Here is a 22,215-nt window from a genome sequence, read left to right on the forward strand (position 1 = left end):
CCAAAAAAGAAGCAGGGCGCCTTCGTCACGATGCCGTAAGGCGCCTTTGTTCTATTCCTGCGACAAGGAGCGAGTAAGATGAAACAAAGAAGCCGCGGTGTGATCCTGGCACTTATTCCATTTGCACTAATGGTGTTAGCCTTTCAACTGGTACCTATACTATCCATGCTGACGGGAAGCTTACGCACAGCGGACGGAACGGGATTTACGTTAGGCAATTATCTGCATGCGTTGCAAAGTGCCTATTACATACAGGCGATTAAGAACAGTCTGCTAATCTCCATAGCCTCAAGTCTGATAGGGATCATTGTCGGGCTTTTTTGTGCTTATTGCATTACCCGGTTTACCCCGAGAGTACGCGATAGACTTCTGATGCTGTCGAATATGACCTCTAACTTCGCAGGTGTTCCGCTGGCTTTTGCTTATATCATTTTGCTCGGAAATAATGGGGTGTTTACACTCTTATTTAAACAGTGGGGCTGGAGTGTTTTTGCCGATTTTGATCTATATAGCTGGTCAGGTCTAATACTGGTGTATGTATACTTTCAGGTTCCGTTAGCCTTACTGCTTTTGTACCCGTCCTTTTACGGAATTCGTGAGCAGTGGAGAGAGGCAGCATCCTTACTGGGGGCTGGGCCTTGGCAGTTCTGGAAGACGATAGGCCTGCCTATTCTAACTCCGGCGATCTTCGGCACACTTGGAATTCTTTTTGCTAATGCAATGGGGGCTTATGCCACGGCTTACGCATTGGTTGGCGGAAATTACAATCTGTTGGCGGTACGTATCGGTTCACTGATTGCCGGAGATGTGGTTACACAGCCACAAATGGGGAGTACGCTTGCTGTTCTGCTTGGTCTGACTACGATTTTGGCGGTTTATCTGAACCATTTAATGGTGCGGCGTGCGGAGAGGTTCGGAACGAAAGCACTCAGTAAACCGGATGTGAAAATCAAAGCTTCCCGGCGTTTATGGACAGCTCGTGAGGAGGCAGGGCAATGAATATACGTAAAGCAGGCTTTGCTCCACGCACCTTCATGCTGCTGCTCATGGTGTATTTGCTGCTTCCTCTTTTGGCAACGGGCATTTATGCTTTTGCACAAGATTGGCAGAATACCTTGCTGCCCCGAGCTTGGACGCTGAATTGGTTTGGGGAAATGTTTGAGGATATTCGCTTTCTGGAGGCGCTTTGGACCTCGCTTTATTTATGCCTGATCAGCGTGTTGCTGAGTCTGGCCGTGATGCTGCCAGCTGTTTTTGTCATCACCCTCTATTTTCCGCGTTGGGAGAGCTTTATGAAAGGTATTGTTGTTTTGCCTTATGCGGTGCCTGGTGTTGTGGCTGCGGTAGGTCTTATTCGTACCTATTCCTCTGGACCCTTTGATATCGCTGGAACAGCGTATTTATTAGTGGGGGCATATTTTGTGGTCATCCTTCCCTATATGTATCAGGGCATTCGCAATAGTCTGTTAACGGTTAATGCCGTTGAACTGCTGCATGCTGCGGAGCTGCTTGGTGCCCGCCGAAGAACGGCCTTCGTGAATGTGATTTTGCCTAATATATGGCCTGGGGTTATCGTCTCTACACTGTTATCATTTTCAGTTCTATTCGGCGAATTTGTCCTTACGAACATGTTAGTTGGCGGACATATTCAGACGATTCAGGTATATCTATATCAAAGGGTTGGTGAAAGTGGACATTTAGCCAGCGCGATTGCGATCTCTTATTTTCTGTTTATTCTAATTCTTTCGATGGTACTCATGAAGCTCGGTAAAAAGATGGGAGGGGGCGTTAAGGGATGAATGATTATCTAAAGCTGCAGGGTGTACGCAAAATGTTTGGGAATACCTGTGTGTTAGACGATGTTGATTTGGAGATCCGTGAAGGTGAACTTGTGACACTGCTAGGCCCCTCCGGTTGTGGAAAAAGCACATTGCTACGCTGCATAGCCGGTCTTTCAGAGCTGGATGGCGGCAGAATTCTTTTGGAAAATAAAGATCTGGGAAGTTTGCCGCCCCGTAAGCGCGAGGTAGGAATGGTGTTTCAGTCTTATGCCTTGTTCCCCAATCTGACGGTGAGCCAAAATATCGAGTATGGAATGAAAATGCGGGGATTATCGAAATCAGCCCGCCATCATCGCTGCGCGGAATTGCTGGCATTGGTCGATCTGGAGGATAAACGGGATGTATATCCGCAGTCCCTCTCCGGTGGACAGCAGCAGCGGGTAGCGCTGGCTCGTTCTCTAGCGGTGCAGCCCAAAGTATTGCTGCTGGATGAACCCTTAAGCGCACTAGATGCTAAGATACGCAAGAATTTACGTGCAGAAATTCGTGATATCCAAAAAAGGTTTAACATGACGACACTATTCGTGACACATGATCAGGAGGAAGCGCTGATTCTTTCTGACCGCATCTGTATTATGAACGGTGGCCGGATTGTGCAGGATGGCACACCTGAGGGGTTGTACTCCGCACCACGAACAGAGTTCGTTGCCCGGTTTATGGGCAGTTACAATGTATTGACCCGATCAGAAGTGATGACGTTGTTCCGGGGGATAGATAGCACGCAGGACCGCTTTGCTATTCGGCCTGAGGCGGTTACGCTGCTGCATGAGGGCGCGGGACTTCATGAGGTTGCTGCCGGAGTGCAACTGGTGGATGGCATCATTAAATCTGTCTCCGTGTTGGGCAATATTATTAGGTGTACGGTAGAGGTGGAAGACATTTGCTTAACGGTTGATCTTTTAAATGACGGACGCTGGCTGAGGCTGGTGGAAGGGGCTAACGTCACCTTGGCTCTGAACCCTTCTGAGCTGCTGCATCTGGAACGAGAGGGAGCGTAATAAGATGACTGAAATGAACAATAAACTTATTGTGGTAGTGTTGGACGGACTTAGATATGAGGCCGCACGTGAATATATGGGGTATATGGAGCATTTGGTGGAGCAGGGGAAAATATCATGTCACCGAGTGAAGTCGGAATTGCCTAGTCTGTCACGCCCGCTTTATGAAGTGCTTTTGACGGGGACACCTGTGACCAAAAATGGAATTACGGCTAACCATATTGTGAGACCAAGCCATGAAGAGAGCGTATTCCATCTGGCAGTGGCCGCTAATTTGCGCACAGCTGCTGTCGCCTATCATTGGGTCAGTGAGCTTTATAATTCGGCCCCTTTTGATCCACTGGCTGATCGCCATCAGCACAATGTGATGAAGCCCATTCAGCATGGCAGCTTTTATTTCGAGGATCACTATCCCGACAGTCATGTGTTTGCCGACGCGGTGTATTTACGGAGTGCCTATGATCCGCATTTCCTATACATTCACTCCATGAATATAGATGACGCCGGGCATCGTTATGGCGGCGAGAGTAAAGAATATGAGCTTTCAGTGCGTAATGCCGACGGTCTGCTGGCCACTGTTTTGCCTATTTGGATGGAACAGGGCTATAAGATTATGATTACGGCAGATCACGGAATGAACGCAAATGGGTACCACGGCGGGATAACCCCTTCCGAGCGAGATGTGCCATTATATACGTTTGGGGTAGATGTATTATCTTCAGAAAAAGAGGAAGAAATGCTGCCACAGCTGCGAATGGCTCCTTTAATGTGCCACTGTTTGGGACTGGACCCTTCGGCAGCAATGAGCAAGGAGGGCTTGCCTCCACTTGTGCAGAAGCAATCTCATGACAAAGTGGAAGAACCTTTGCCGTTGGTATGAAATAAAATAATTAGCACTAGAAAAATCATATATTTTACCCAATTAGGAGGTTGTCTATTGAGCGCTTCTAAAGCTATGAAATGGATTACGGGTTCCTGTGAAATTATTTTGGCAATTCCAATTCTGGGTGCTGCTATTGTTATTGGCACGGGGTATTCCGTTCTGGGGTTGATGTTTATTCTACATGTGATTACATTGATTTTATCTTCAAGAGACCGTGAGTCTATCTACGGTTCAGTGCTAGGAATTATAACTTCTTTATTGGCATGGATTCCTTTTGTGGGCTGGTTCTTGCACTTAATTACTGGGATTCTGTTGATGGTGAGTGGAGGACAGAAGTCCCGTTATCCGTCGAACCATATCTATCCACAATGATGTAAAATGACTTCAATACAGCCCAATTCGGACGTTTGTCCGGTTGGGCTGTATTCATGTTATAATGAGGGCACATTTTAGCAGTAAGCACAGAGAGGAGGCGCATCCATATGGAAATAACCGCACAAGAAGTAGCAGAATGGATGGTGAAGGAGATTCGTTTTACGGGTACCTTGCATCAGACGGCGGCGATTGAATATGTGAAAGAGAATTTTGGAGAACAATTTGTATTTGTGAATGAGAACGGCAATGCCTCACTCTCCAAAGAAGTGAAGAAAGCTTTCCGGAAACTCCATGGCGGGAGAATTGCTTGGGATCGAGACGGGTTCTTGTGGGCTTGGACCTAGGTTTGGCGTTTAAAAAACATTTATAAACTGTTCAACTTATATAATGAGATGAAAAACGGACCATGCATGTACTGCAATGGCCCGTCTTTTTGCATTCTTTTTAGTTAGATATATTCTGTCATTCCCTGTTCCTTTAGAAGCTCCACGATATCTTTGACTGACTGCGCTTTATCCTTGGGACAGATTAATAGTGCATCCCCAGTATCCGCAATGATGAACCCGTCTACACCAATGGTCGTGATCAGTCTGCCATTTCCATAGATGATTGAATTATGGGTATCTATCCCCACATGATTTGCTTTTATAATGTTGCCTGCATCATCCGGAGGGAAGATTGAACCCAGTGCATCCCAGCTGCCGATATCATTCCAGCCAAATTGCCCGGAAAGCACGACAACTTCATCAGAGCGCTCTAAAATGCCGTAATCAATCGAAATATTCTGAAGCGTTGGATAGATGGCATTAATAACTTCCTCTTCCTGATCTGTACCCAAATAATCACTGATGGGCAGCATGGTTTTGTAGAGTCGAGGTAGATAACGTTTGAAATTATCAATAATGACAGAGGTCTGCCAAATAAAAATCCCACTATTCCATAGATAATTACCGGATGCCAGATAACTCTGTGCATTCTGAAAGTTTGGTTTCTCTACAAATTCATCTACATCATATACAGCCACTGGGCTTGTCGCAATCGGCGTCTTATCAAAGGCAATATAGCCGTAGCCAGTAGATGGGAAAGTAGGCTTGATTCCGATGGTTACTATTTTGTCTGACTCCATGGCAACAGTACAGGCTTCGTCTAGTGTAAGACGGAATTGTTCCTCATCCGTTATATAGTGATCGGAAGGCAGGACGACCATTAAGGAATTGCCATGAGATTTCTCTATAGATAATGCTGCAAAAAGAATGCTAGCGGCTGTATTTCGCGCCACAGGTTCAATTAGAATATTAGCTTTGAGAACGCTGCTGTGCATAATACTCTCCAACAATACTGCTTGGGTACGATTAGTAACGATAACTGTATTCTCCTGAGGAATAATCCCTTTGAAGCGTTCAATCGTATCGTTTAGCATAATGTCGTTGCCACTAATATTCAGCAGCTGCTTTGGGATTTCTTGTCTGGACAGGGGCCAAAACCGTGTTCCGCCCCCGCCGGCTAGGATCGTAGCATATTTATTCATGATGCATCACCAACCGGGCAATTGTGAAGGATATAATGCTCTCCGAGCCTTGGTTCAGGTTGAGCCCCGCGGCATGGATGCCGTCATAACAAGCACCAGTCTGCGGATCGATCAGAGGGATTCCCAAGGAATTATGCCCTAGATACCAGTTGTAGCATAATTCTGCTTGCGTAAGATAGGCGGGGTCCTCAAGAACAACAGCTGCTTCCCGGCAGGCCAGCAGCATCTCGCAGGCTTCAATGGGCTGTTCATCATAGGGTGCAGCCAGCCCATCACGCAGCAGCCAGCCATGGCTGCCGATCGGTTTATAGTAACCTTTGCTGGAGAAGGTGGTGGAAGCTAGGAAATCCAGGCTTTCCTTGGCGGTCTCCCGCAGGTCTTTATTCCCGGAGATCAGGAAGGCCCGAAGCAGAGCCCAGGGCAGCATGGAATTGCCATAAGTGATGCTGTCCTCGAACCAATTCCAGCCGTGCCCCTTATAGCGGGTATATTGATTATGCAGCCGAACCGCAATATTTTCGATCAGACCCTCAATGGTTGCCCTTGGCAGAAAGGCGGCTTCTTCGGTCGTGTTTTCAGTATGCGGGTATGGAAAAGCATAACCTAATGAGCCCGGTGCTTCGGTAAGATAACTTAGGCCGATGATGGCATAGGCTCCAGCCCGAGGTGAGCCCAAGGCTTCCAGATGCGGCAGTGCCTGATTGATCAAATACCGGCAGGTATTCATCAGGTTATCGGGCAGGGAAGCAGCATGCGACAAGGCGAACCCGAGTGCCCACAAGGTACGTCCCTGGCAATCTTCAGAACCTTTATCCTCTATAAAGGAGCGGTTATAATCCATGAAATTGCGAAAATTGCCGTCCGCTGTCTGGGAATGATAGATAAAAGAGATATACGTATGAATGAGATCGAGTGCCACGGCATCCCGGGAATTCTCGTACATTAAGACCGCAGCAATCAGGGCGCGGGCGTTATCATCGGTAGTGTAGCCCTTGGAACGGTCCGGAACCCCAAACTTGGTATGCTGAAAGATTCCTGTATCGTCCGTGATTCTGCGCAGATAGCCTGGTTTAGCCTGTACTGTGGTGGAGGTTTCCATTAAATCACGCTCCGATCAGCTGACGCCGAGCTCTGGATATGGCTGTGGAACAAGGCGGCATAGATTTTGGCGATTTCGTTCCAGCGCATAGTGAGCCCGAGCTTCAACGTACGGTCTTCCATCGTTTGCACCAGGGCGGGGCTATTCAGCAAGCGCAAAATGCAGGCTTCCAAGGAAGCAGAATCATGAAAATCAGCCAGTAGACCGCGGCCTTCTGCCAACATTTCCTGGGCGTAGCGGTAAGGGGTCGACACGATGACCCGGCCATAACCGACTCCGTAGGCCAGGGTGCCGCTGACGGCCTGATCCTTACCCAGATAAGGAGTCACATAGATATCTGACATGACCAAGGACTCTATTACTTCTTCTTGGGTCAGCAACTTATCGACGAATTGGACATTGTTCTGCAGGTCAAACATTTCTACGAGGTCCGTCAGTTTCTGGCGGTAAACTTCGCCGGATTCCAGCTTGACGACCGGATGGGTCTTGCCCCAGACAATGTAAAGTGCTTCGGGATGTCGCTTGACCACGCCGCGCATAGCTTCGATACTGTATTCAATCCCTTTGCCGGGACTGAGGAAGCCGAAGGTGGAGAGGATTTTGCGGTCTGGATAACCGTATTGTGCTTTGAGGCTGGAGCGTGAAGCTGTGCTCACTTGAGGGACACCGTGATGGATGAATGTAATTTTGGAAACTGGGATCTCATAAATAGTAGATAAATCAGTAAGGGTTGATTCCGCCATCGTCACGACCTGCACGCTACGCTCGGCCAGACATCGGATGATCTGATGCTGCTTAGGGGAGGGCTTGGTCAACACTGTGTGAAAAACAACAACGTACGGAATGTTCAAACGTTCGACAAAGGGCAGCAGGTATTCACCGCTTTCTCCGCCGTAGATGCCAAATTCATGTTGGATGACCAACAAATCGGTATCAGAATTGTTGAGGAAATCGGCCGTATCTATATAATCTGCGTAATTATGCTGGTCGATCTGCCGTATTACCTGCTGATCGTAAGCGTAGGTTTCATTGTTGTTTATGGCAATAATCCGGGGCGGGTTGAAGCCGGGAAGGTGGATAAGTTCATCTAGCAGATCCTGTGTGAACGTGGCGATACCGCACTCTCGCGGCAGACTGGTTCCCAGGAACACGATGTTGTGATTACGGACTGTATTTTTCATTCAAAGAGCCTCCCTAATGGTCTTGCGATTGGTCTGGATACAAAAAAAGAAAATAAAGAAGACTTTATTTTCTGAATAGGGAAAGGTATTTGTTTTTTCTGAAATTAGAAATGTTGCAAATTATTTCCTAATCCCACTGTAACATGACCATTTAATCTTGTCAATTTAATTGACTCCTTGGGTGAGTGCGGATATATTATGGGAGGAGGTGGATGAATGCCAGTCATACGCAGTAAACTGAGCGAGGTCATGCTGAGGCATGATCCGAAATTATCGATCCGTAAGCTTGCCAAAGAGATCAATTACCACTTTGATTCAGTACGCCGAATGTACAAGAATGAGATGGTGCAGTATCCAAGGGATCTGCTGCTAAAATTATGTGTATACTTTAATGTCCAGCCCGGCGAGCTGATCGCCATGGATGCGGAAGACAACGATTGGGTAATCGATCGTTCAAATGATTATGAGGAGGACGATGATGACAAGGAACCCGGCACGGACAGCCACCTGTAAGCAGCTTCTGGATACATATCATGCCGGACGCGGTACAACCATAGTAAATAAACTGACGTTCACCGGTGTCGGGCACCGGGATGTCTATAATATAACCGCCCCGTTTATGTATAACGGGGAGGAAGTACTAATGGGAAGAGTTGAGGAACGGGACAGTGAGTTCTCTCAAGTCTTCTTTTTTACATGCCATGATGGAGTCTGGAGGCCTCGTGCGCATACGCATACGTACAATTTACAGGACCCGTGCTGGACCCGGATCAGGGGGGAACTTATTGTGGGCGGGGTGGAAGTGATTACGGCAGCGGATGATCCGCACCGGATTACCTCCTGGGTGACCCAATTCTACCGGGGGTATCACATCGATTCTTTAACCCACTTTTCTTCAGGTCCCGGCACGATGAAGGATATCCGGCTTATCGAGCTTGATAATGGCAGTGTAGGCGTATTTACCCGGCCACAGGGCGAACGGGGTGGGCGAGGACAGATTGGGTTCACAGTGATTCCTTCGCTGGACGAACTGAATGAGCAGACCTTTATTAATGCCGAGGTGCTTCAGGATCAATTCGTGCCCGAAGAGTGGGGGGGAGCCAATGAAGCTCATCTGCTGCGGGGTGGAATGGTGGGCGTATTGGGCCACATTGCTTGCTTCGATAGCGCCGGAAACAAACACTATTATGCCATGGCTTTTTCGCTGAATCCTGAGACTTATAAAGCAACTCCGGTCAAAATAATTGCAGTCCGCAGTGATTTTCCGGCGGGCCCGGGCAAGCGCAAAGAACTGGAGGATGTTATCTTTAGCGGTGGCTTGAAACGTCTTGGAGGAGGCCGGGCGGTATTATCTGTAGGGGTGAGTGATGCTGAAGCATATGAGATTGAGATCGCGGACCCTTTTGACGAATACGAATCCTAGCATTCTTCCAGTTGGTTTGACTAGATTATATGGTCATGTTACACTTAGTGTGACAAGAATTTATGGTCAAAGAGAGCGGGAAACCCAATGAATAAGTTTATTCAATTCAACACACGTAAGACTGACACCAAGTCCAACATCAATCAGGCGCGTAAGCAAGGACGTATTCCGGCTGTATTATATGGTATTGGTAAAGAGACTCTGACGTTGGAAGTGAATGAAAAAGAACTTCTGGACATTCTCAAAAAGAATCCGCGCGCAATTCTGCAAGGTAAGGTATCGGAAGAGCTAGAGGTTCCGGTCGTGGTTCAGAACATTCAGAAGGATACCCTGTCCGGCAAAATTCTGCATATTGATTTTCAACATGTAAATATGAAAAAGAGCATGGACAGCAAGGTGACTATTCATTTTGCAGGTGAAGCCGTAGGGATTAAAGCAGGCGGTACGCTTCAGGTTGAAATTTATGAAGTGGAAGTTCGCTGTATGCCTGAAGATCTTCCTACCTCCATGGAAGTGGATATCAGCGGATTGGATATTGGCGACCAATTGCTTGTCTCTGACCTGATCTTTAAGGACGGGATTGAAGTGTTGACCGAACCGTCAACCGTAATGATCCAGATCAAGACTGTGCATGAAGAAGAGGAAGAAGAAGCGGTAGTAACTCCAGCTTAAACCTATATTTTTATAAAAAAGGCAAGTTTCCAGGGAAGAGGAAACTTGCTTTTTTTTGCGTTGAATCATACAGGAACTTCTCGTTGGTCCTTTGCCATAGGGGAACTACATAACGGGCAGGGCTTTGAGGTTAAATGATCCTCAGCTCCGCCCGCTTTCATGCGCGTCCAGCCAGGACAGGTATTGCTGGTACAATTCCATACTGGAACGACATGGGTTCTTGTCGCAGTTGTCCGGCTGGTAGGTAAGGATCTTGTTGTCACTGTTCTGCTCACCGTAGTCGTTGCTGTGGAAGAAACGGCAGAGCGGAAGGCTGATAACATGAAGCGGGAGACCTCTGCTTTTTTGCCCCGATGCCTCGCAGGTGAACTGATAAATAGCTCTTCCCGGGCTCTAGTAACAGCTACGTAAGCCAGTCTTCGCTCCTCTTCCAGGGCAGCCAAGCTTGAACTTCCACTATTTGCAGCGGCCAGCTTGCGGTCCTTGAGCCGGTCGCCCTCCAGGGCGGAGCTATGCGGGAGAATTCCTTCAGAGGCTCCAATCAAAAAGACCACAGGAAACTCTAATCCCTTGGATTTGTGAATGGTCATAAGCGCGATCCGATTCCCTTGTTCTTTGGTGCCCGGCTGACGATTATGTTCATTACGTTCCGTAACATTATCTATGAAATCCAAAAAGGCAGGAATACTATCAAATCGCTCTGCAGACGATTCTAGTTCATCTAGCATTTCTTTTAACGTTTCGCGATGCAAGGTTGCTTGATGCCGCTCATTCGCTTCGATGAAATAATCATAGAATTGCGTGCGGACCTGGCGAATCGCTTGGACTGGGGTTAACTCGCGCATATTGCGAATTAGATCCAGCCGCTCTCTAAGCTTAGTGCCCTTGAAATCCTCCATGCCGGGCATGGACAACAGATGGATTAGTGGGCCTTGCTTTGGTTGTCTAGCTTCCATCTGCCGGATGTGATTCATACCTTTTTCACGGTTCATATAAAGAGTAGGCAGGATGTTCTCCATAGCCGCAAAATTCCGCCGATTCACGGAGAGACGCATATGATCCACGACCGGGGAAATTAGCCAGTGTTCGTACAGTAATTGCCCTTCTCCATAATCAATATAGGGAATATCGCGTAAAAGAAGTAATTCCAGAACGGCCCGGTTGCTGCTGGACGCTCTATATAACATGGCGAAGTCGCTATATTCTCTTTTGCCGCTCGAAACCTCGTTTAAAATATGCTCAACCATCTGCTCGGCTTCCTCGTCTGCTGTCTGGGGACGCATATACCGGGGCTGACTCCCGCTGCCTTTGGCAGCTTGCAGGGTTTTGGAACGCCGGCGCGTATTGTGCCGGATAATACCGTTGCCGAGTCCGACTATAGCTGGACCAGAACGGTAATTAATATCAAGTGTAATAACCCTTGCTCCCGGGTACAGCTTCTCGAATTCCAGAATGAATTCACTGCGTGCCCCGTTGAAGGAATAAATCGTCTGGTCATCGTCGCCAACGACCATCAGATTATGCTGTGGGTGAGCAATCATTTTGACTAATTCGTATTGCAGGGCATTGGTATCCTGAAACTCATCCACCATCACGTATAGATATCTCATCTGCAATTCCTGTAAAAGCGTATGACGCTCCTTTAGCATCCGATAGGCGATTAAGAGGACATCGTCGAAGTCGATTTTGAAATTGTCTAGTTTCCATTGTTCGTAGATTTCCAGAATGGATTTCATTTCTTTTTCAGCGGTGGTTCCTTCAGGCAAGCCTTCTACGGTACCCATGTTCATCTTGCAGGAAGAGAGCAGGGAGAGTAGCGTTTCCGGTGGATAGGCATCTTTAGGTAGCCCTAGCTCACGCATGATTTGTTTCAACAGGATGTGCTGGCGCCGCGTCTCACTGAAAATCTCTTGCTGCAATCCTTGTCTGCGCAAGAAAAATAAGAAAAAGGAATGAAACGTGCGGGCCTGCAGCCGCGCGACGTCCGCTGGGCCTACTCCCGGTAATAGGGCGATCCGTTCGCGCATTTCCGCCGCAGCTTTACTCGAAAAAGTCAGCAATAGCAGCTGACTTGGCGAGACACCGCGCACGGACAACAAATAACCGGTTCGGCAGATCAGAACCGAGGTTTTGCCGGAACCTGCGCCGGCCAGTGTTAGAAGCGGCCCTTTATGATGCCGTACCGCAGAAATCTGCGGACGATTGAGTAAGATGCCGCCTTCTTCCAGCCTGCGAAAAAAAGCGGAGTCCTCATCCTCCCGCTTCACCAGCTCTTGGCTTGTCTGCGCTGAGGCCACAGCCGCTTGCGGGATCCGCTCACCAGTAGCTCCCAGCGGGATATTATGAAATAAAAGCTTATTCAATAGATTCACCTTCATTATTTCTGTATAGAGTGATCTCAACAAATCTAGTTCTATGATGTTTGAGTTCATCTTAAAATGTGCTGAAAATTTAGCCAATCTACAATATACCATCCCAGGCTTTTTACTGCACAGGAAAAGTGTTGGATATTGAGCCAGTAAAAATATGGGGATTGGTGTGGGAGTGGGACACAACGATGGTATAAATCTCGTAGATAGGATGGAATGTGGCTGCGTGGGCGGAATGTACGGTATAAATCCCGTAGATAGGCTGGAATGTGACTGCGTGGGCGGAATGTACGGTATAAATCCCGTAGATTGGGTGGAATGTGGCTGCGTGGGCGGAATGTACGGTATAAATCCCGTAGATTGGATGGAAAGTGGCTACGTGGACGGAATGTACGGTATAAATCCCGTAGATTGGATGGAAAGTGGCTGCGTGGGCGGGATGTACGGTATAAATCCCGTAGATAAGCTGGGATGTGGCTGCGTGGGCGAAATGTGAGGCAAAAATGCCCTAAATAAGGGCGAATCCGCCTCCATAAGCAAAAAGAGAGGCATATATGCCCTAGAAATGAGCAGAAGAGGAGCAGCGACGTGGAAGACAGGCAAAAATGCCCTAAATAAGGGCAAATCCGCCACCGTAAGCGAAAAGAGAGGCATATATGCCCTAGAAAGAAGCAGAAGAGGAGCTGGGACATGGAAGAGAGGCAAAAATGCCCTAAATAAGGGCAAATCCGCCTCCATAAGCAAAAAGAGAGGCATATATGCCCTAGAAATGAGCAGAAGAGGAGCAGCGACGTGGAAGAGAGGCAAAAATGCCCTAGAAAAGGGCAAAGCCGCCACCGTAAGCGAAAAGAGAGGCATATATGCCCTAGAAATGAGCAGAAGAGGAGCAGCGACGTAGAAGAGGGGCAAACCCACCTCCATAAGCGAAAAAGGGGGCATATTTGCCCCAGTAAAGGGCGCCGGGTGCAGGTCTGCTTCTATTTTTATAATATAAAAATTTCTGCCCCGCGCATCGCAGGCTTGTCCAGCGCACATTTGCCACTCTCCTGAACAATTCTGTGATGCCCATTCCCTTTTCCTATCATGCTCATATCCTAAAGCAAAAACATGATATGGAGATGACCCTATGCCCTCGCCCAGTAAAGCCCGCATCAGACATGCCGTTACTATAGATGTACTGATTCCCGCGATTGAAAAAGATTTACAGACCCTTCCCCATGTGATTGACGCTGTTAGAAAGCAGGTTAAGCATCCCATCGGCCGGATATTAATTGTTGCTCCCAAAAAGAAACGGATGATTGAGTTCTGCCGCACAAAAGGCTGTACCTTTATTGATGAGAATACGGTGCTGCCGATTACGAAAAAAGACATTCATTACCGCTCACGCACCTGGGAACGTTCCGGCTGGCTATTCCAACAGCTGCTGAAGCTGAATGGTGACAAGCTCTGCACAGCGGATTATTTTTTGGTCATTGATGCTGATACCGTTCTGATCACCCCCCACCATTTTCGGGCGAATGGCAAGACACTCTTTTACAGCCGGAACTGGAGCCAACCACAGTATTTTGTAACCTATAGGAAACTCATGGGCCGCAAGGTGACCGCAAAATCGTCATTTGTGACCCATTACATGCTGTTTGAACGCAGTCAATTGGCTCAAATGAAAAGAGAGATAGAAGCAAAACACCAAATGCCCTGGTATCGAGCTATTTTACACAGTATGAACCGCTCCAAGCAATTTGCCTTTTCCGAATTCGAAACCTATGCCAATTACCTGTATTCGAAGAATCGCGAGGGAATGAAGATTCAAAAAGCGCGTAATAAAGGTCTCCATATGAATGCAGGACAGCTATCCAAGCAGAAAGTGAATCAGCTGGCTGAGAAGTATAGATCATTGTCTTTTCATAAACGAAAGGGGTATGTGAGAATACCGGGGGCTAAATCCAGCGCAGGGGGGCGATAGGGTTGCAGATCGTACTCCTTTCAGGGGGATCGGGGAAGCGGTTGTGGCCGCTATCAAATGAGATCAGGTCAAAAGCTTTTTTAAGGCTGCTTCCAACAGAAGCTGGCGGTGTGGAGTCGATGATCGAACGGGTATGCAGAGGGCTGGAAGAAGTAGGTTTGTTGGATTCAAGCTGCATTGTGACTCATCGCAGTCAGGTGGAGATTACTTGCAAATCCGTTGGTGCTCAAGTCCCTTTATTAGCAGAGCCGCAGAAACGGGGGACTTTTACTGCAGTAGCTCTGGCGGCGAGTTATCTGCATTCTGTGAAGGGTATGGACTCAAAAGAGATCGTAGTGGTCATTCCGGTGGATTCGTATGTGGAGGCTTCTTTTTTTAAGCAGCTTCATCAATTTCCGAGTGTGCTTGCCGAATCACAAGCGGACATTGCTTTGATTGGTGTTTTACCTGAATTTCCTTCTACACAGTTCGGTTATATTCTGCCGGGTGAAGGGTCTGGGGTAGGGGGGACGTCTTTTTTAAATGTTAAGCAGTTTGCAGAGAAACCGAACGAATCGACAGCCGCCGAGTTCATTTCTCAGGGAGGACTGTGGAATTGCGGCGTGTTTTCCTGCTCATTAGGGTACTTGCTCTCAAGTATGGTCGAACGGGATCTTCCAGTAGATTACTTGGAGTTTATGGAGCATTATGATCAATTGCCAGAACGAAGCTTTGACTATGAGGTGCTAGAACACACGCGGCGAGCGGTAGTCATCCCCTATATTGGGGTGTGGGCGGATATTGGCAGCTGGGATGCACTTGTTCCCCATTTGCAAGGAAGAGTAATTGGCAGTGGGAGTATTTCTGAGGATTCAAAAGGTACCCATTTGATCAACGAACTCTCTTGTCCTGTGCATATCATCGGCGCTCCTGGTTTAATCGTGGCGTCGGGGCCAGATGGCATTTTGGTTGCTGGGATAGAGCAGGCAAAACGAATTAAGCAGAAGCTGGAGGGCCATGCGGCGAAGCCGATGATTGAAGAAAAACGCTGGGGTACCTCACGCATTTTGGACTTCTCTCGCACGGCGGCAGGTATTGAGGTTACGACCTCTAAAATAACCATTTTGGCAGGCGAGCACACCAGCTACCATTTTCATCGGCATACTAAAGAAGTTTGGTCTTTTCTTTCTGGAAATGGAGAATACCGGATGAATGGCCATCTTCATGCGGTTGCCGCCGGGGACACGGTCACGATTCCTGCTGGTACGAAGCATGGACTGCGGGCCATTACAGCGCTCGAATTGATTATTATTGAACTGTTGGAATTTCCTGAGGTGGATGACTACGTACGAGTGTCTGCCGAATGGGAGGGGGAGGACAGCTTCCTTGATGATTTGGGATGAATGGAAAGGTAGTTCGCTTTAACCCGGAGGCAGTTGTAGACATGGGGAGATTGACCGGCTGAAGTGAAATAGATGTATTCAGTGCAACTATTTCGTGGAGTAGCGAATCCCTTGCGATTTAGATGTAGTTTGTACAGTTAAAAATCGCGAATTTTTGCGTTTTGAATAGATTTGCTGAATATAAGTGTACAGAGTGCAATTAAATCCGAATTATCGCCTAAAAGAGGGCATTTAACTGTACGAAGTACAACTAATTCTTGAGAGGGACGGGGGATGCAATAGGCAAGCCACAGTAAGCTACAGGAAAGCGATAAGTAAGCAATAGGTAAGCCACAGTAAGCTACAGGAAAGCGATAAGTAAGCTATAGGTAAGCCACAAGCTAAACCACAAGCTAAATCTAAACCTAAAGTGTGATGGAAGCCCCCTACCTAGCAAAAATAAACCCACAAATAGCACCGTGAGCAGAACGCCCACGGTGCTATTTGTGCATTCACTGCTTTATATAGAAATTATTCTTTAGATTTTCTATTCAAAAGATGCTCAATTCCTGCCGCGACTCCGTCTTCCTCATTACTGGTGGTAATGAATTCCGCCATTTCCTTAAGAATTGGCGCTGCGTTAGCCATAGCAATCCGGTAGCCGGCCTTCTCGAACATCGGCTGATCGTTATAACTGTCGCCCATGACAGCTACATCCGCTAGCGAGATACCATAATGGTCAGCAAGCATGGTTACACCGGAGCCCTTGTTGGCCTCTTCATGGTTAATCTCGATATTATTTACATGGGAGGCGGTAATAATTAAGCCCGGAATAGCTGCGAAGCGGGTGGAAGCTTCCTTGAGCAGCTCTCGGTTTAGAGAAAAAGCCAATGTTTTATAAATAACATTTTCCTCCTTGCTCCACACCTCTTCCATACTCTCCACATAGGTTACCGCTGCTTGTTGAAACTGTTGATCGATCATTGCTTTCAGCAGCCAGCTGACTTCTTCAGGAACTTCTTCATCGCTTAGTGCAGATAATTTCTCTAACCGTACACGTTTGTTCAGCTCTACATAAACGTTATCCTCAGTGTATACCTCGTAATACAAGTCCGGAATTTCGTTCATCCAGCGCAGAGCGGGAATGATGTCTGCTTTATTCAGCGGCGTGCTTGCCGCGAGGGTGCGATCAGATAATGTGACGACTGCGCCATTTAGACTGACTACAGGACATTCCAGATCCGCTAGCCGAAGCTGACGTTCTGCATCCATAAAAGAGCGGCCTGTGGCAATGATAACAATGTGACCTAGTTTCTGAGCTTTTATAATAGCTTCGCGGTTTTTTGGACTGATGTTTCCTTCTTCGTTCAGTAATGTTCCATCCATATCTAAAGCAATCAGCATATTGTATGAGCTCCTTTTCCAGGTAAAGTGGTACTTTTTAAGGGGTATTGAAACGTTACTTGTATCTTATCATTAATATTCTGAAAACCAAAAACCATTTTCATGCAACTGTACAATAATGAACGTCCAACAAGAGATAAGAGGTTTTTACAGTATATTTTTAGATAATAGTTCAGTCGTGGTACAATAGTTATCAAACTAACCGACTAGCCGAATCTATCGTCAGCTTATGTTCGTGGAACGTGACCCGACGGTATTTTTCCTGTGTAAGGACATCGGCAGCTGCTTATGTAAAGGGGACTATTTATGAGATCCAAAAACTTAGCCACCATGTCACTCGCCTTTATGGCATGTGGGTTTCTGATTACACTGTTTCTACCTGAAAACCTAGCCGTGATTCTACTGAGAGGTGGTTTCGAGGCCGGTTTGGTAGGGGGGATTGCCGACTGGTTCGCGGTAACGGCGCTGTTCCGCCATCCGATGGGGCTACGTATTCCACACACCTCACTACTGCTCAAGAATCGCGATAAGATCATCCAATCACTAATCACCGCGATGGAGACTGAGCTTCTTAACAAGGAAAGCATTGAGAACAAGCTGCGTAAGTTTGGCTTTATATCAATGGGCTCCAAGCTACTAACAAAGTTCTTTAGTAAAAAGAAGGCAAGAGTACAAATATTGGAGCAGCTTGGCGAATTCGTGTCTCGTCTTCCGGTAGAGAAGGCCGTACCGTTTCTGCAAAAGGCAGCCTCCGAATATGTTCGTGAAGCTGAGCTTGGCGTTGCGGCTGATAAAATAGTTACTAAGTTAATGAATGACGGTAAAGATGTAGCTGCTCTGGACTATGCGCTGGAAGGGGTATCTACTTGGAGCGGACGTCCTGAAACGAAGGCTATGCTGGGCAAGATTGCCAGCGAGAAATTAGCTGAAGTGAAGCTAGGCGGACTTAAAGGTATGGCTTTTCAGGCTTTTGTCGGGTTTATAGATGCAGATATGCTTGGTGAAATGCTGCAAGGTATGTTGCAGTCCGGTATCCGCGATTTTCGGGAAGAGGATAGCCCATACCGTGAAGAGATTATCCGCGAGATTCGAGTGGCCCTGTTCCAGATTGTTAATGACGAGGCTAGACTGGCTTCATTAAAAGAATGGGCAATAAATGAGCTTGAAGGCGAAGCAGCAACCGCATTTCTGCATACGCAATTGGAGAACATTCGCAGCAAAGCAATTTCCCTATTGGAGGAAGATCGGGCGGCTGGCGGACGCAAGCTGTTCACGCTCTATACCCTGCTTGTACGTCGTATTGGCAAGGAACAAGAATGGATCAGCAGCTGGGAAGAGCGGATTCGCGCTTCGCTAATTGCCTTTGTAGAGGCTAACCACTACAGAATAGGTCTTTTGGTAAAAGAGAATCTGGACAGCATGGATGACGCTAGTCTAGTGAATATGCTGGAAGATAAAGTGGGTAAAGATCTGCAATGGATTCGTGTGAACGGAGCTTTATGCGGGTTTGTCGTAGGGCTTGTGCTTACAGTTATTCAATTGATTTGAATGAAACTTACTATTTATTGTAAAATAAGGAAAAAAGAAAAGCAGCGATTCTCCCGTGAGGGAGGATCGCTGCTTTTTGTTGTGGCTCATGGCCTGTCTGCATCGTGGAGTAATAATCCTCCTCTGAGGCTTATGGACCGATATGACGTTATTTGTTAGTTCTTGGCTCTTGGAACATGCTTGCGGACTCCACTGGCGTTATTCCTATGGATGACGTTCATATGGGGCATTTTTCATGCCAATAGGGGTTATAGGGTCCTTAGCATTGCAAATGAGGGATAAAGCTGCGTTTGGGGTCAGCTGTGTCCGATAGCTACCTTGTATGCGCATATGTTACCTAATTCATTCGGAGATTGGTGTTTAGCTCAAGCAAGCTCCAAAAAGAAAGGGACCCAGCAGCCAGTTGATGGCTTAGGAGGCCCCTACTTTGGGTGAGTCTACAATTGCATTCCATCTGCAAGAGTTCTGTACCCTTGCTGTGGTGTTGCAGAAGCTTGATACAGCTGTTCTAAATGGTTTGCGGTTCGCTGCCAATTGAAGGCTTCAAGCGCATCTGCTCTCCCTTGTGATCCGATGGTAACTGCCAATTGTGGATGGCGGGCTATCCGCAGCAAATGCCGGGCAAAGGGTAAAGCCTCGCGATATCGTTCTACCAGATAACCGTTATGGCCAGAGGCGACAATCTCTCGGATGCCCCCATTATTAGAAGCGATAACAGGTAGACCGGAGGCCATAGCTTCTACATTAACAAGGCCGAAGGATTCATGATTCTGGGAAGGGCATACAAAGCAGTCTGCCGCCTGATAAAGGGTGTGTATATTCTCATGAGCCACATTTCCTAGAAAAGTAACAGACACTCTCAGCCGCCGTGCAAGGAGCTTCAACTGCCGTATGTACGACGGTTTGCCTTTGCCGGCGATGACCAGATGAGCGGGGAGGTGTTTGTTTAAATGCGACATAGCACGTATTAATATAGGCACCCCTTTGCGGGGGATAACCCGACCAACGAACAAAACGGTAAAGGTCTGCGGGAGTCTGTAGAAACTACGAAGCTGTTGTTTTTCAGATATCTGCACAGGGGTAAACCGGTCAAGATCAGCTCCCAATAAGACAATATGAATCCCTGTGGTCAGTTTCGGGAAGCGGCGATCCAATCTTCGCTGTAAGGAGTGGCTGTTGGCAATGATCAGATCCGCTTTTGCCAAGGCATTGGCCACTTTATCTGTACCCGGTGTGAAGGTAAGCGAGTGCAGGAACAGAAATACCGGGATATGAGGAAGCTGCTTCTTTACAGCAGACATAAGATGGGGGCGATTATCAACCTGAATGATGTCAAAGGATTCTTTCTGAATGTATTCTAATACCGAAGTAAGATAATGGGCTGGGGTGCTTGCAGGCAATCGGATAATTCTGACCTGCTCCAATATAGTGGCAGCAGGTAGTCCAGGTACCTTCCGACTTACAATGGTTACCTTATGTCTCTCCGCCAGTCTTCTGGCAATGGCCCAAATGCAGATTTCTACAGAACCGTCTCCCGGAACTGGGAACTGCTCCGGTGCAATGATACAAATGTGCATGGTTCACGCCTCCTTTTATCCGCTAATGGATATCCTCTTCCACCATATGCAACACAGTAAACAGTAGATACATCCGAAAGCGGAGAGGGCGTTTCACTCATGCCATTTGTACAGTTGCAGCATAAAATACTAAGGCTTACTAAGGCCGTGATTATTTTTTGAGGGACAGGGGAGAGGACAGTTGGGAAAGAAGTTAAAGTCTGCATTGACCAGCAAATGGATTAAAACCAAGGTGCTCATGCGAAGCGCTGAAATTTCACCGTTGATTCCCGAAACGATAAAATTCAGTAAAGTCAATCTGAAAGCTATGCTGCTGAAATATGGAATGGTTTATGTTAAACCGGAATACGGTACCTATGGCAATGGTGTGATGAAGGTTGAGCAGAGTAGAGAGGCTCATGGAACAGAATATAAGTACCAAAGTGGAACAAGACTCAAAACCTTTAGAACCTTCGACGCCTTCCATTTATCTTTAAAGAAAGCAACGCGTGGACGTAGTTACCTGATCCAGAGAGGAATAGTTTTGCTAAAGCACGGGAAACACCGCTTTGATATCCGTGTGATGGTCCAGCTCAGCCCGCAGGGCAAATGGGAAACTACCGGTCTGATCGGTCGGGTAGCTGAGAAAGGTAAGATTGTTACCAACTATCATAGCGGCGGCAAACTAACTGCTATGGAAAAGCTGCTGTCTCCTTATCTGAACGAAGCTCAGCAAGCGCAAATGCTTAAGATACTGAGAAAGCTAGGAGAAGATACCGGACGTTTCTACCATAAGAAATATCCTGGGTTTAGACAGATTGGTGTCGATGTAGGATTGGATAGATCCATGACGCCTTGGATTATTGAAGTGAATACTAGTCCGGACCCGTATATTTTTAAACATCTTTCTGATAAAAGCATGTACCGCAAAGTAATGGCTTACCGCAGAGCGAATGAGAAGAAAAAGTCCGTTAAATGATCTGTTTCCTCGTATTTGCAATGACAGCAGAAATCTTTTGTTCTAATTCTATGATTTTTTGCTTGTGTGTTGCGATTTGGCGGTAACCGGAGACGAGTGAGGACAGAGACTGAGTGGTTAATGTAAGGTTTTGCTTGCGAATCGCTGCTTTGAAGTCACTCCAATCTGCGGAAATCCGTTTATTCAATGAGGTGACTACGCTTTTGTTTGATTTAATTGAGACCTGTGGACTATCAATGCCAGACAAGGTTTTGCGGGCATAGGTTATCTTTCGGGTACGTGTCTGTTTCGCTGCATTCAACTGATTCTGTCTGTCGCTAATTTCTTTGCGTGCCAACTGAACCAGGATCTTCATAGCATCACCTTGGGCTTGTAATACGGTATTCAACGTCTTGTTTTTAAGACCCTTGGCGATCTTGATACGCTTATTAAGCGCATTGTACTGGTCGAATAAGGGCTGATAGTGCTGTTTGCAGCTCTTAACGGTAGCCTCCAGTTGAGCTACGGTTTCTAAATCAATCTCTTTAATTTGCTTACGTACTGCAATCAGTGTTTGCTCATTATTATAGTGAAGGGTTCGGATCTGCTCCTCACGATTATTGTATTGCATCTTTAAAGTAGATAAATCATTGTACAGATTAGTCATCTTTATCCTTGTAGGACCGTCGGCAGTCGCAGCTGTTAGATCAAAAGCCGCTTGAATAGAGGGTGTTAATTCAGTCGTTGCTGCAGCAAAAGCTTCCGTTGATGTGCTTAACGATAGCAGGATCACCAGTAGTAGTAAGGGGAATGACTTTAGTGCGTTCATTAATTCGCTCCTCCTTTTGTCCGTATCCCTGAAGACAACAAAAAAGCACCCGTAGCAAAGGCAAAAGCCTTTATTACGGGTGCTTCCATCGTAATAGGTCACGAACGATATATTTATTCTTAAATATAAGTTGTTTATTTGCTAGCGTCAATAATTTAAATTTAAATATTTCCAATTTAAAATAATGCGCTAGACATTTCTTTCCCCAGTTCTCTTATCGTATACTG

22 protein-coding genes are annotated in these 22,215 nt (G+C 46.9%); 15 read left to right on the plus strand and 7 right to left on the minus strand.

Annotation, left to right across the window (positions count from 1 at the left end; all coding sequences use genetic code 11):
- Positions 1 to 78: 78 nt before the first annotated feature.
- From NST25_RS01500 to NST25_RS01525, 6 genes are all read left to right on the plus strand, one after another.
- Positions 79 to 999 carry an ABC transporter permease subunit gene (locus NST25_RS01500; RefSeq protein WP_340393222.1) on the plus strand — a complete coding sequence of 307 codons (921 nt, stop codon included), beginning with the start codon at positions 79 to 81 and terminating at the stop codon, positions 997 to 999.
- Complete coding sequence (locus NST25_RS01505; protein WP_340393223.1) at positions 996 to 1,799, plus strand: ABC transporter permease subunit; 804 nt, start codon at positions 996 to 998, stop codon at positions 1,797 to 1,799. The genes NST25_RS01500 and NST25_RS01505 overlap by 4 nt, the downstream gene beginning before the upstream one ends.
- A complete protein-coding gene (locus NST25_RS01510; protein WP_340393224.1) occupies positions 1,796 to 2,839 on the plus strand; it encodes an ABC transporter ATP-binding protein in 1,044 nt (347 codons plus the stop codon). The genes NST25_RS01505 and NST25_RS01510 overlap by 4 nt, the downstream gene beginning before the upstream one ends.
- Positions 2,840 to 2,843: 4 nt before the next feature.
- On the plus strand, positions 2,844 to 3,719 hold the full coding sequence (locus NST25_RS01515) for an alkaline phosphatase family protein (RefSeq protein ID WP_081387388.1): 876 nt from the start codon (positions 2,844 to 2,846) through the stop codon (positions 3,717 to 3,719).
- Positions 3,720 to 3,776: 57 nt separating this feature from the next.
- The gene (locus NST25_RS01520) at positions 3,777 to 4,094 is read left to right on the plus strand and encodes a hypothetical protein (protein WP_036687337.1); all 318 of its coding nucleotides are present in this window, start codon (positions 3,777 to 3,779) and stop codon (positions 4,092 to 4,094) included.
- Between the two features lie 110 nt (positions 4,095 to 4,204).
- Complete coding sequence (locus tag NST25_RS01525; RefSeq protein ID WP_036687339.1) at positions 4,205 to 4,441, plus strand: hypothetical protein; 237 nt, start codon at positions 4,205 to 4,207, stop codon at positions 4,439 to 4,441.
- A 104-nt stretch (positions 4,442 to 4,545) separates the two neighbouring features.
- Here the strand turns inward: NST25_RS01525 and NST25_RS01530 are convergent, their stop codons facing one another.
- Genes NST25_RS01530 through NST25_RS01540 form a run of 3 tightly spaced genes read right to left on the minus strand, consistent with a single transcriptional unit; the run spans position 4,546 to position 7,905 of the window.
- Entirely contained in the window at positions 4,546 to 5,625 is a 1,080-nt protein-coding gene (locus NST25_RS01530; protein ID WP_076127047.1) for a mannose-1-phosphate guanylyltransferase, read from the minus strand.
- Positions 5,618 to 6,724, minus strand: a complete 1,107-nt coding sequence (locus NST25_RS01535) for a glycosyltransferase (protein WP_340393226.1) — start codon at positions 6,722 to 6,724, stop codon at positions 5,618 to 5,620. The genes NST25_RS01530 and NST25_RS01535 overlap by 8 nt, the downstream gene beginning before the upstream one ends.
- Positions 6,724 to 7,905 carry a glycosyltransferase family 4 protein gene (locus tag NST25_RS01540; RefSeq protein ID WP_076278951.1) on the minus strand — a complete coding sequence of 394 codons (1,182 nt, stop codon included), beginning with the start codon at positions 7,903 to 7,905 and terminating at the stop codon, positions 6,724 to 6,726. Before NST25_RS01540 ends, NST25_RS01535 begins: the two co-directional genes overlap by 1 nt.
- A gap of 216 nt (positions 7,906 to 8,121) precedes the next feature.
- Between NST25_RS01540 and NST25_RS01545 the strand changes: the two genes are divergently transcribed.
- The 3 genes from NST25_RS01545 (at position 8,122) to NST25_RS01555 (ending at position 10,000) form a co-directional block, all read left to right on the plus strand.
- Complete coding sequence (locus tag NST25_RS01545) at positions 8,122 to 8,418, plus strand: helix-turn-helix transcriptional regulator (protein ID WP_076127054.1); 297 nt, start codon at positions 8,122 to 8,124, stop codon at positions 8,416 to 8,418.
- Positions 8,381 to 9,328, plus strand: a complete 948-nt coding sequence (locus NST25_RS01550) for a DUF1861 family protein (RefSeq protein ID WP_340393227.1) — start codon at positions 8,381 to 8,383, stop codon at positions 9,326 to 9,328. Before NST25_RS01545 ends, NST25_RS01550 begins: the two co-directional genes overlap by 38 nt.
- Positions 9,329 to 9,415: 87 nt before the next feature.
- A complete protein-coding gene (locus NST25_RS01555) occupies positions 9,416 to 10,000 on the plus strand; it encodes a 50S ribosomal protein L25 (RefSeq protein ID WP_076101172.1) in 585 nt (194 codons plus the stop codon).
- Between the two features lie 65 nt (positions 10,001 to 10,065).
- Here NST25_RS01555 and NST25_RS01560 read toward each other — a convergent pair whose 3' ends face one another.
- Positions 10,066 to 12,363 (minus strand): UvrD-helicase domain-containing protein, encoded by a 2,298-nt coding sequence (locus NST25_RS01560; RefSeq protein ID WP_339245969.1) that lies wholly within the window; start codon positions 12,361 to 12,363, stop codon positions 10,066 to 10,068.
- A gap of 181 nt (positions 12,364 to 12,544) precedes the next feature.
- Between NST25_RS01560 and NST25_RS01565 the strand changes: the two genes are divergently transcribed.
- The 4 genes from NST25_RS01565 (at position 12,545) to NST25_RS01580 (ending at position 15,714) form a co-directional block, all read left to right on the plus strand.
- Positions 12,545 to 12,865, plus strand: a complete 321-nt coding sequence (locus tag NST25_RS01565; RefSeq protein WP_340393228.1) for a hypothetical protein — start codon at positions 12,545 to 12,547, stop codon at positions 12,863 to 12,865.
- 69 nt (positions 12,866 to 12,934) lie between these two features.
- A complete protein-coding gene (locus NST25_RS01570; RefSeq protein ID WP_143764982.1) occupies positions 12,935 to 13,267 on the plus strand; it encodes a hypothetical protein in 333 nt (110 codons plus the stop codon).
- 228 nt (positions 13,268 to 13,495) lie between these two features.
- On the plus strand, positions 13,496 to 14,332 hold the full coding sequence (locus NST25_RS01575; protein ID WP_248549146.1) for a DUF6492 family protein: 837 nt from the start codon (positions 13,496 to 13,498) through the stop codon (positions 14,330 to 14,332).
- Positions 14,333 to 14,334: 2 nt separating this feature from the next.
- A complete protein-coding gene (locus NST25_RS01580) occupies positions 14,335 to 15,714 on the plus strand; it encodes a sugar phosphate nucleotidyltransferase (protein ID WP_340393229.1) in 1,380 nt (459 codons plus the stop codon).
- A gap of 510 nt (positions 15,715 to 16,224) precedes the next feature.
- On the opposite strand, the gene NST25_RS01585 is transcribed toward NST25_RS01580, so the two are convergent.
- Positions 16,225 to 17,097, minus strand: a complete 873-nt coding sequence (locus NST25_RS01585) for a Cof-type HAD-IIB family hydrolase (protein ID WP_340393230.1) — start codon at positions 17,095 to 17,097, stop codon at positions 16,225 to 16,227.
- A 306-nt stretch (positions 17,098 to 17,403) separates the two neighbouring features.
- Here NST25_RS01585 and NST25_RS01590 point away from each other — a divergent pair, with 306 nt between their 5' ends.
- Entirely contained in the window at positions 17,404 to 18,645 is a 1,242-nt protein-coding gene (locus NST25_RS01590) for a DUF445 domain-containing protein (RefSeq protein ID WP_340393231.1), read from the plus strand.
- Between the two features lie 437 nt (positions 18,646 to 19,082).
- On the opposite strand, the gene NST25_RS01595 is transcribed toward NST25_RS01590, so the two are convergent.
- Positions 19,083 to 20,222, minus strand: coding sequence for a glycosyltransferase family 4 protein (locus NST25_RS01595; protein WP_076282372.1), 1,140 nt, complete (start codon positions 20,220 to 20,222; stop codon positions 19,083 to 19,085).
- Between the two features lie 181 nt (positions 20,223 to 20,403).
- On the opposite strand from NST25_RS01595, the gene NST25_RS01600 reads away from it, so the two are divergent.
- Positions 20,404 to 21,180: a YheC/YheD family protein gene (locus tag NST25_RS01600; RefSeq protein WP_232061115.1), complete on the plus strand. Its 777-nt coding sequence runs from the start codon at positions 20,404 to 20,406 to the stop codon at positions 21,178 to 21,180.
- Here the strand turns inward: NST25_RS01600 and NST25_RS01605 are convergent.
- Positions 21,173 to 21,988: a hypothetical protein gene (locus NST25_RS01605; protein WP_076220534.1), complete on the minus strand. Its 816-nt coding sequence runs from the start codon at positions 21,986 to 21,988 to the stop codon at positions 21,173 to 21,175. The genes NST25_RS01600 and NST25_RS01605 overlap by 8 nt on opposite strands.
- Positions 21,989 to 22,215 lie beyond the last annotated feature (227 nt).

Origin of the sequence: Paenibacillus sp. FSL E2-0190 (assembly GCF_037992965.1) — a bacterium.
Taxonomy (GTDB): Bacteria; Bacillota; Bacilli; order Paenibacillales; family Paenibacillaceae; genus Paenibacillus_AQ; species Paenibacillus_AQ odorifer.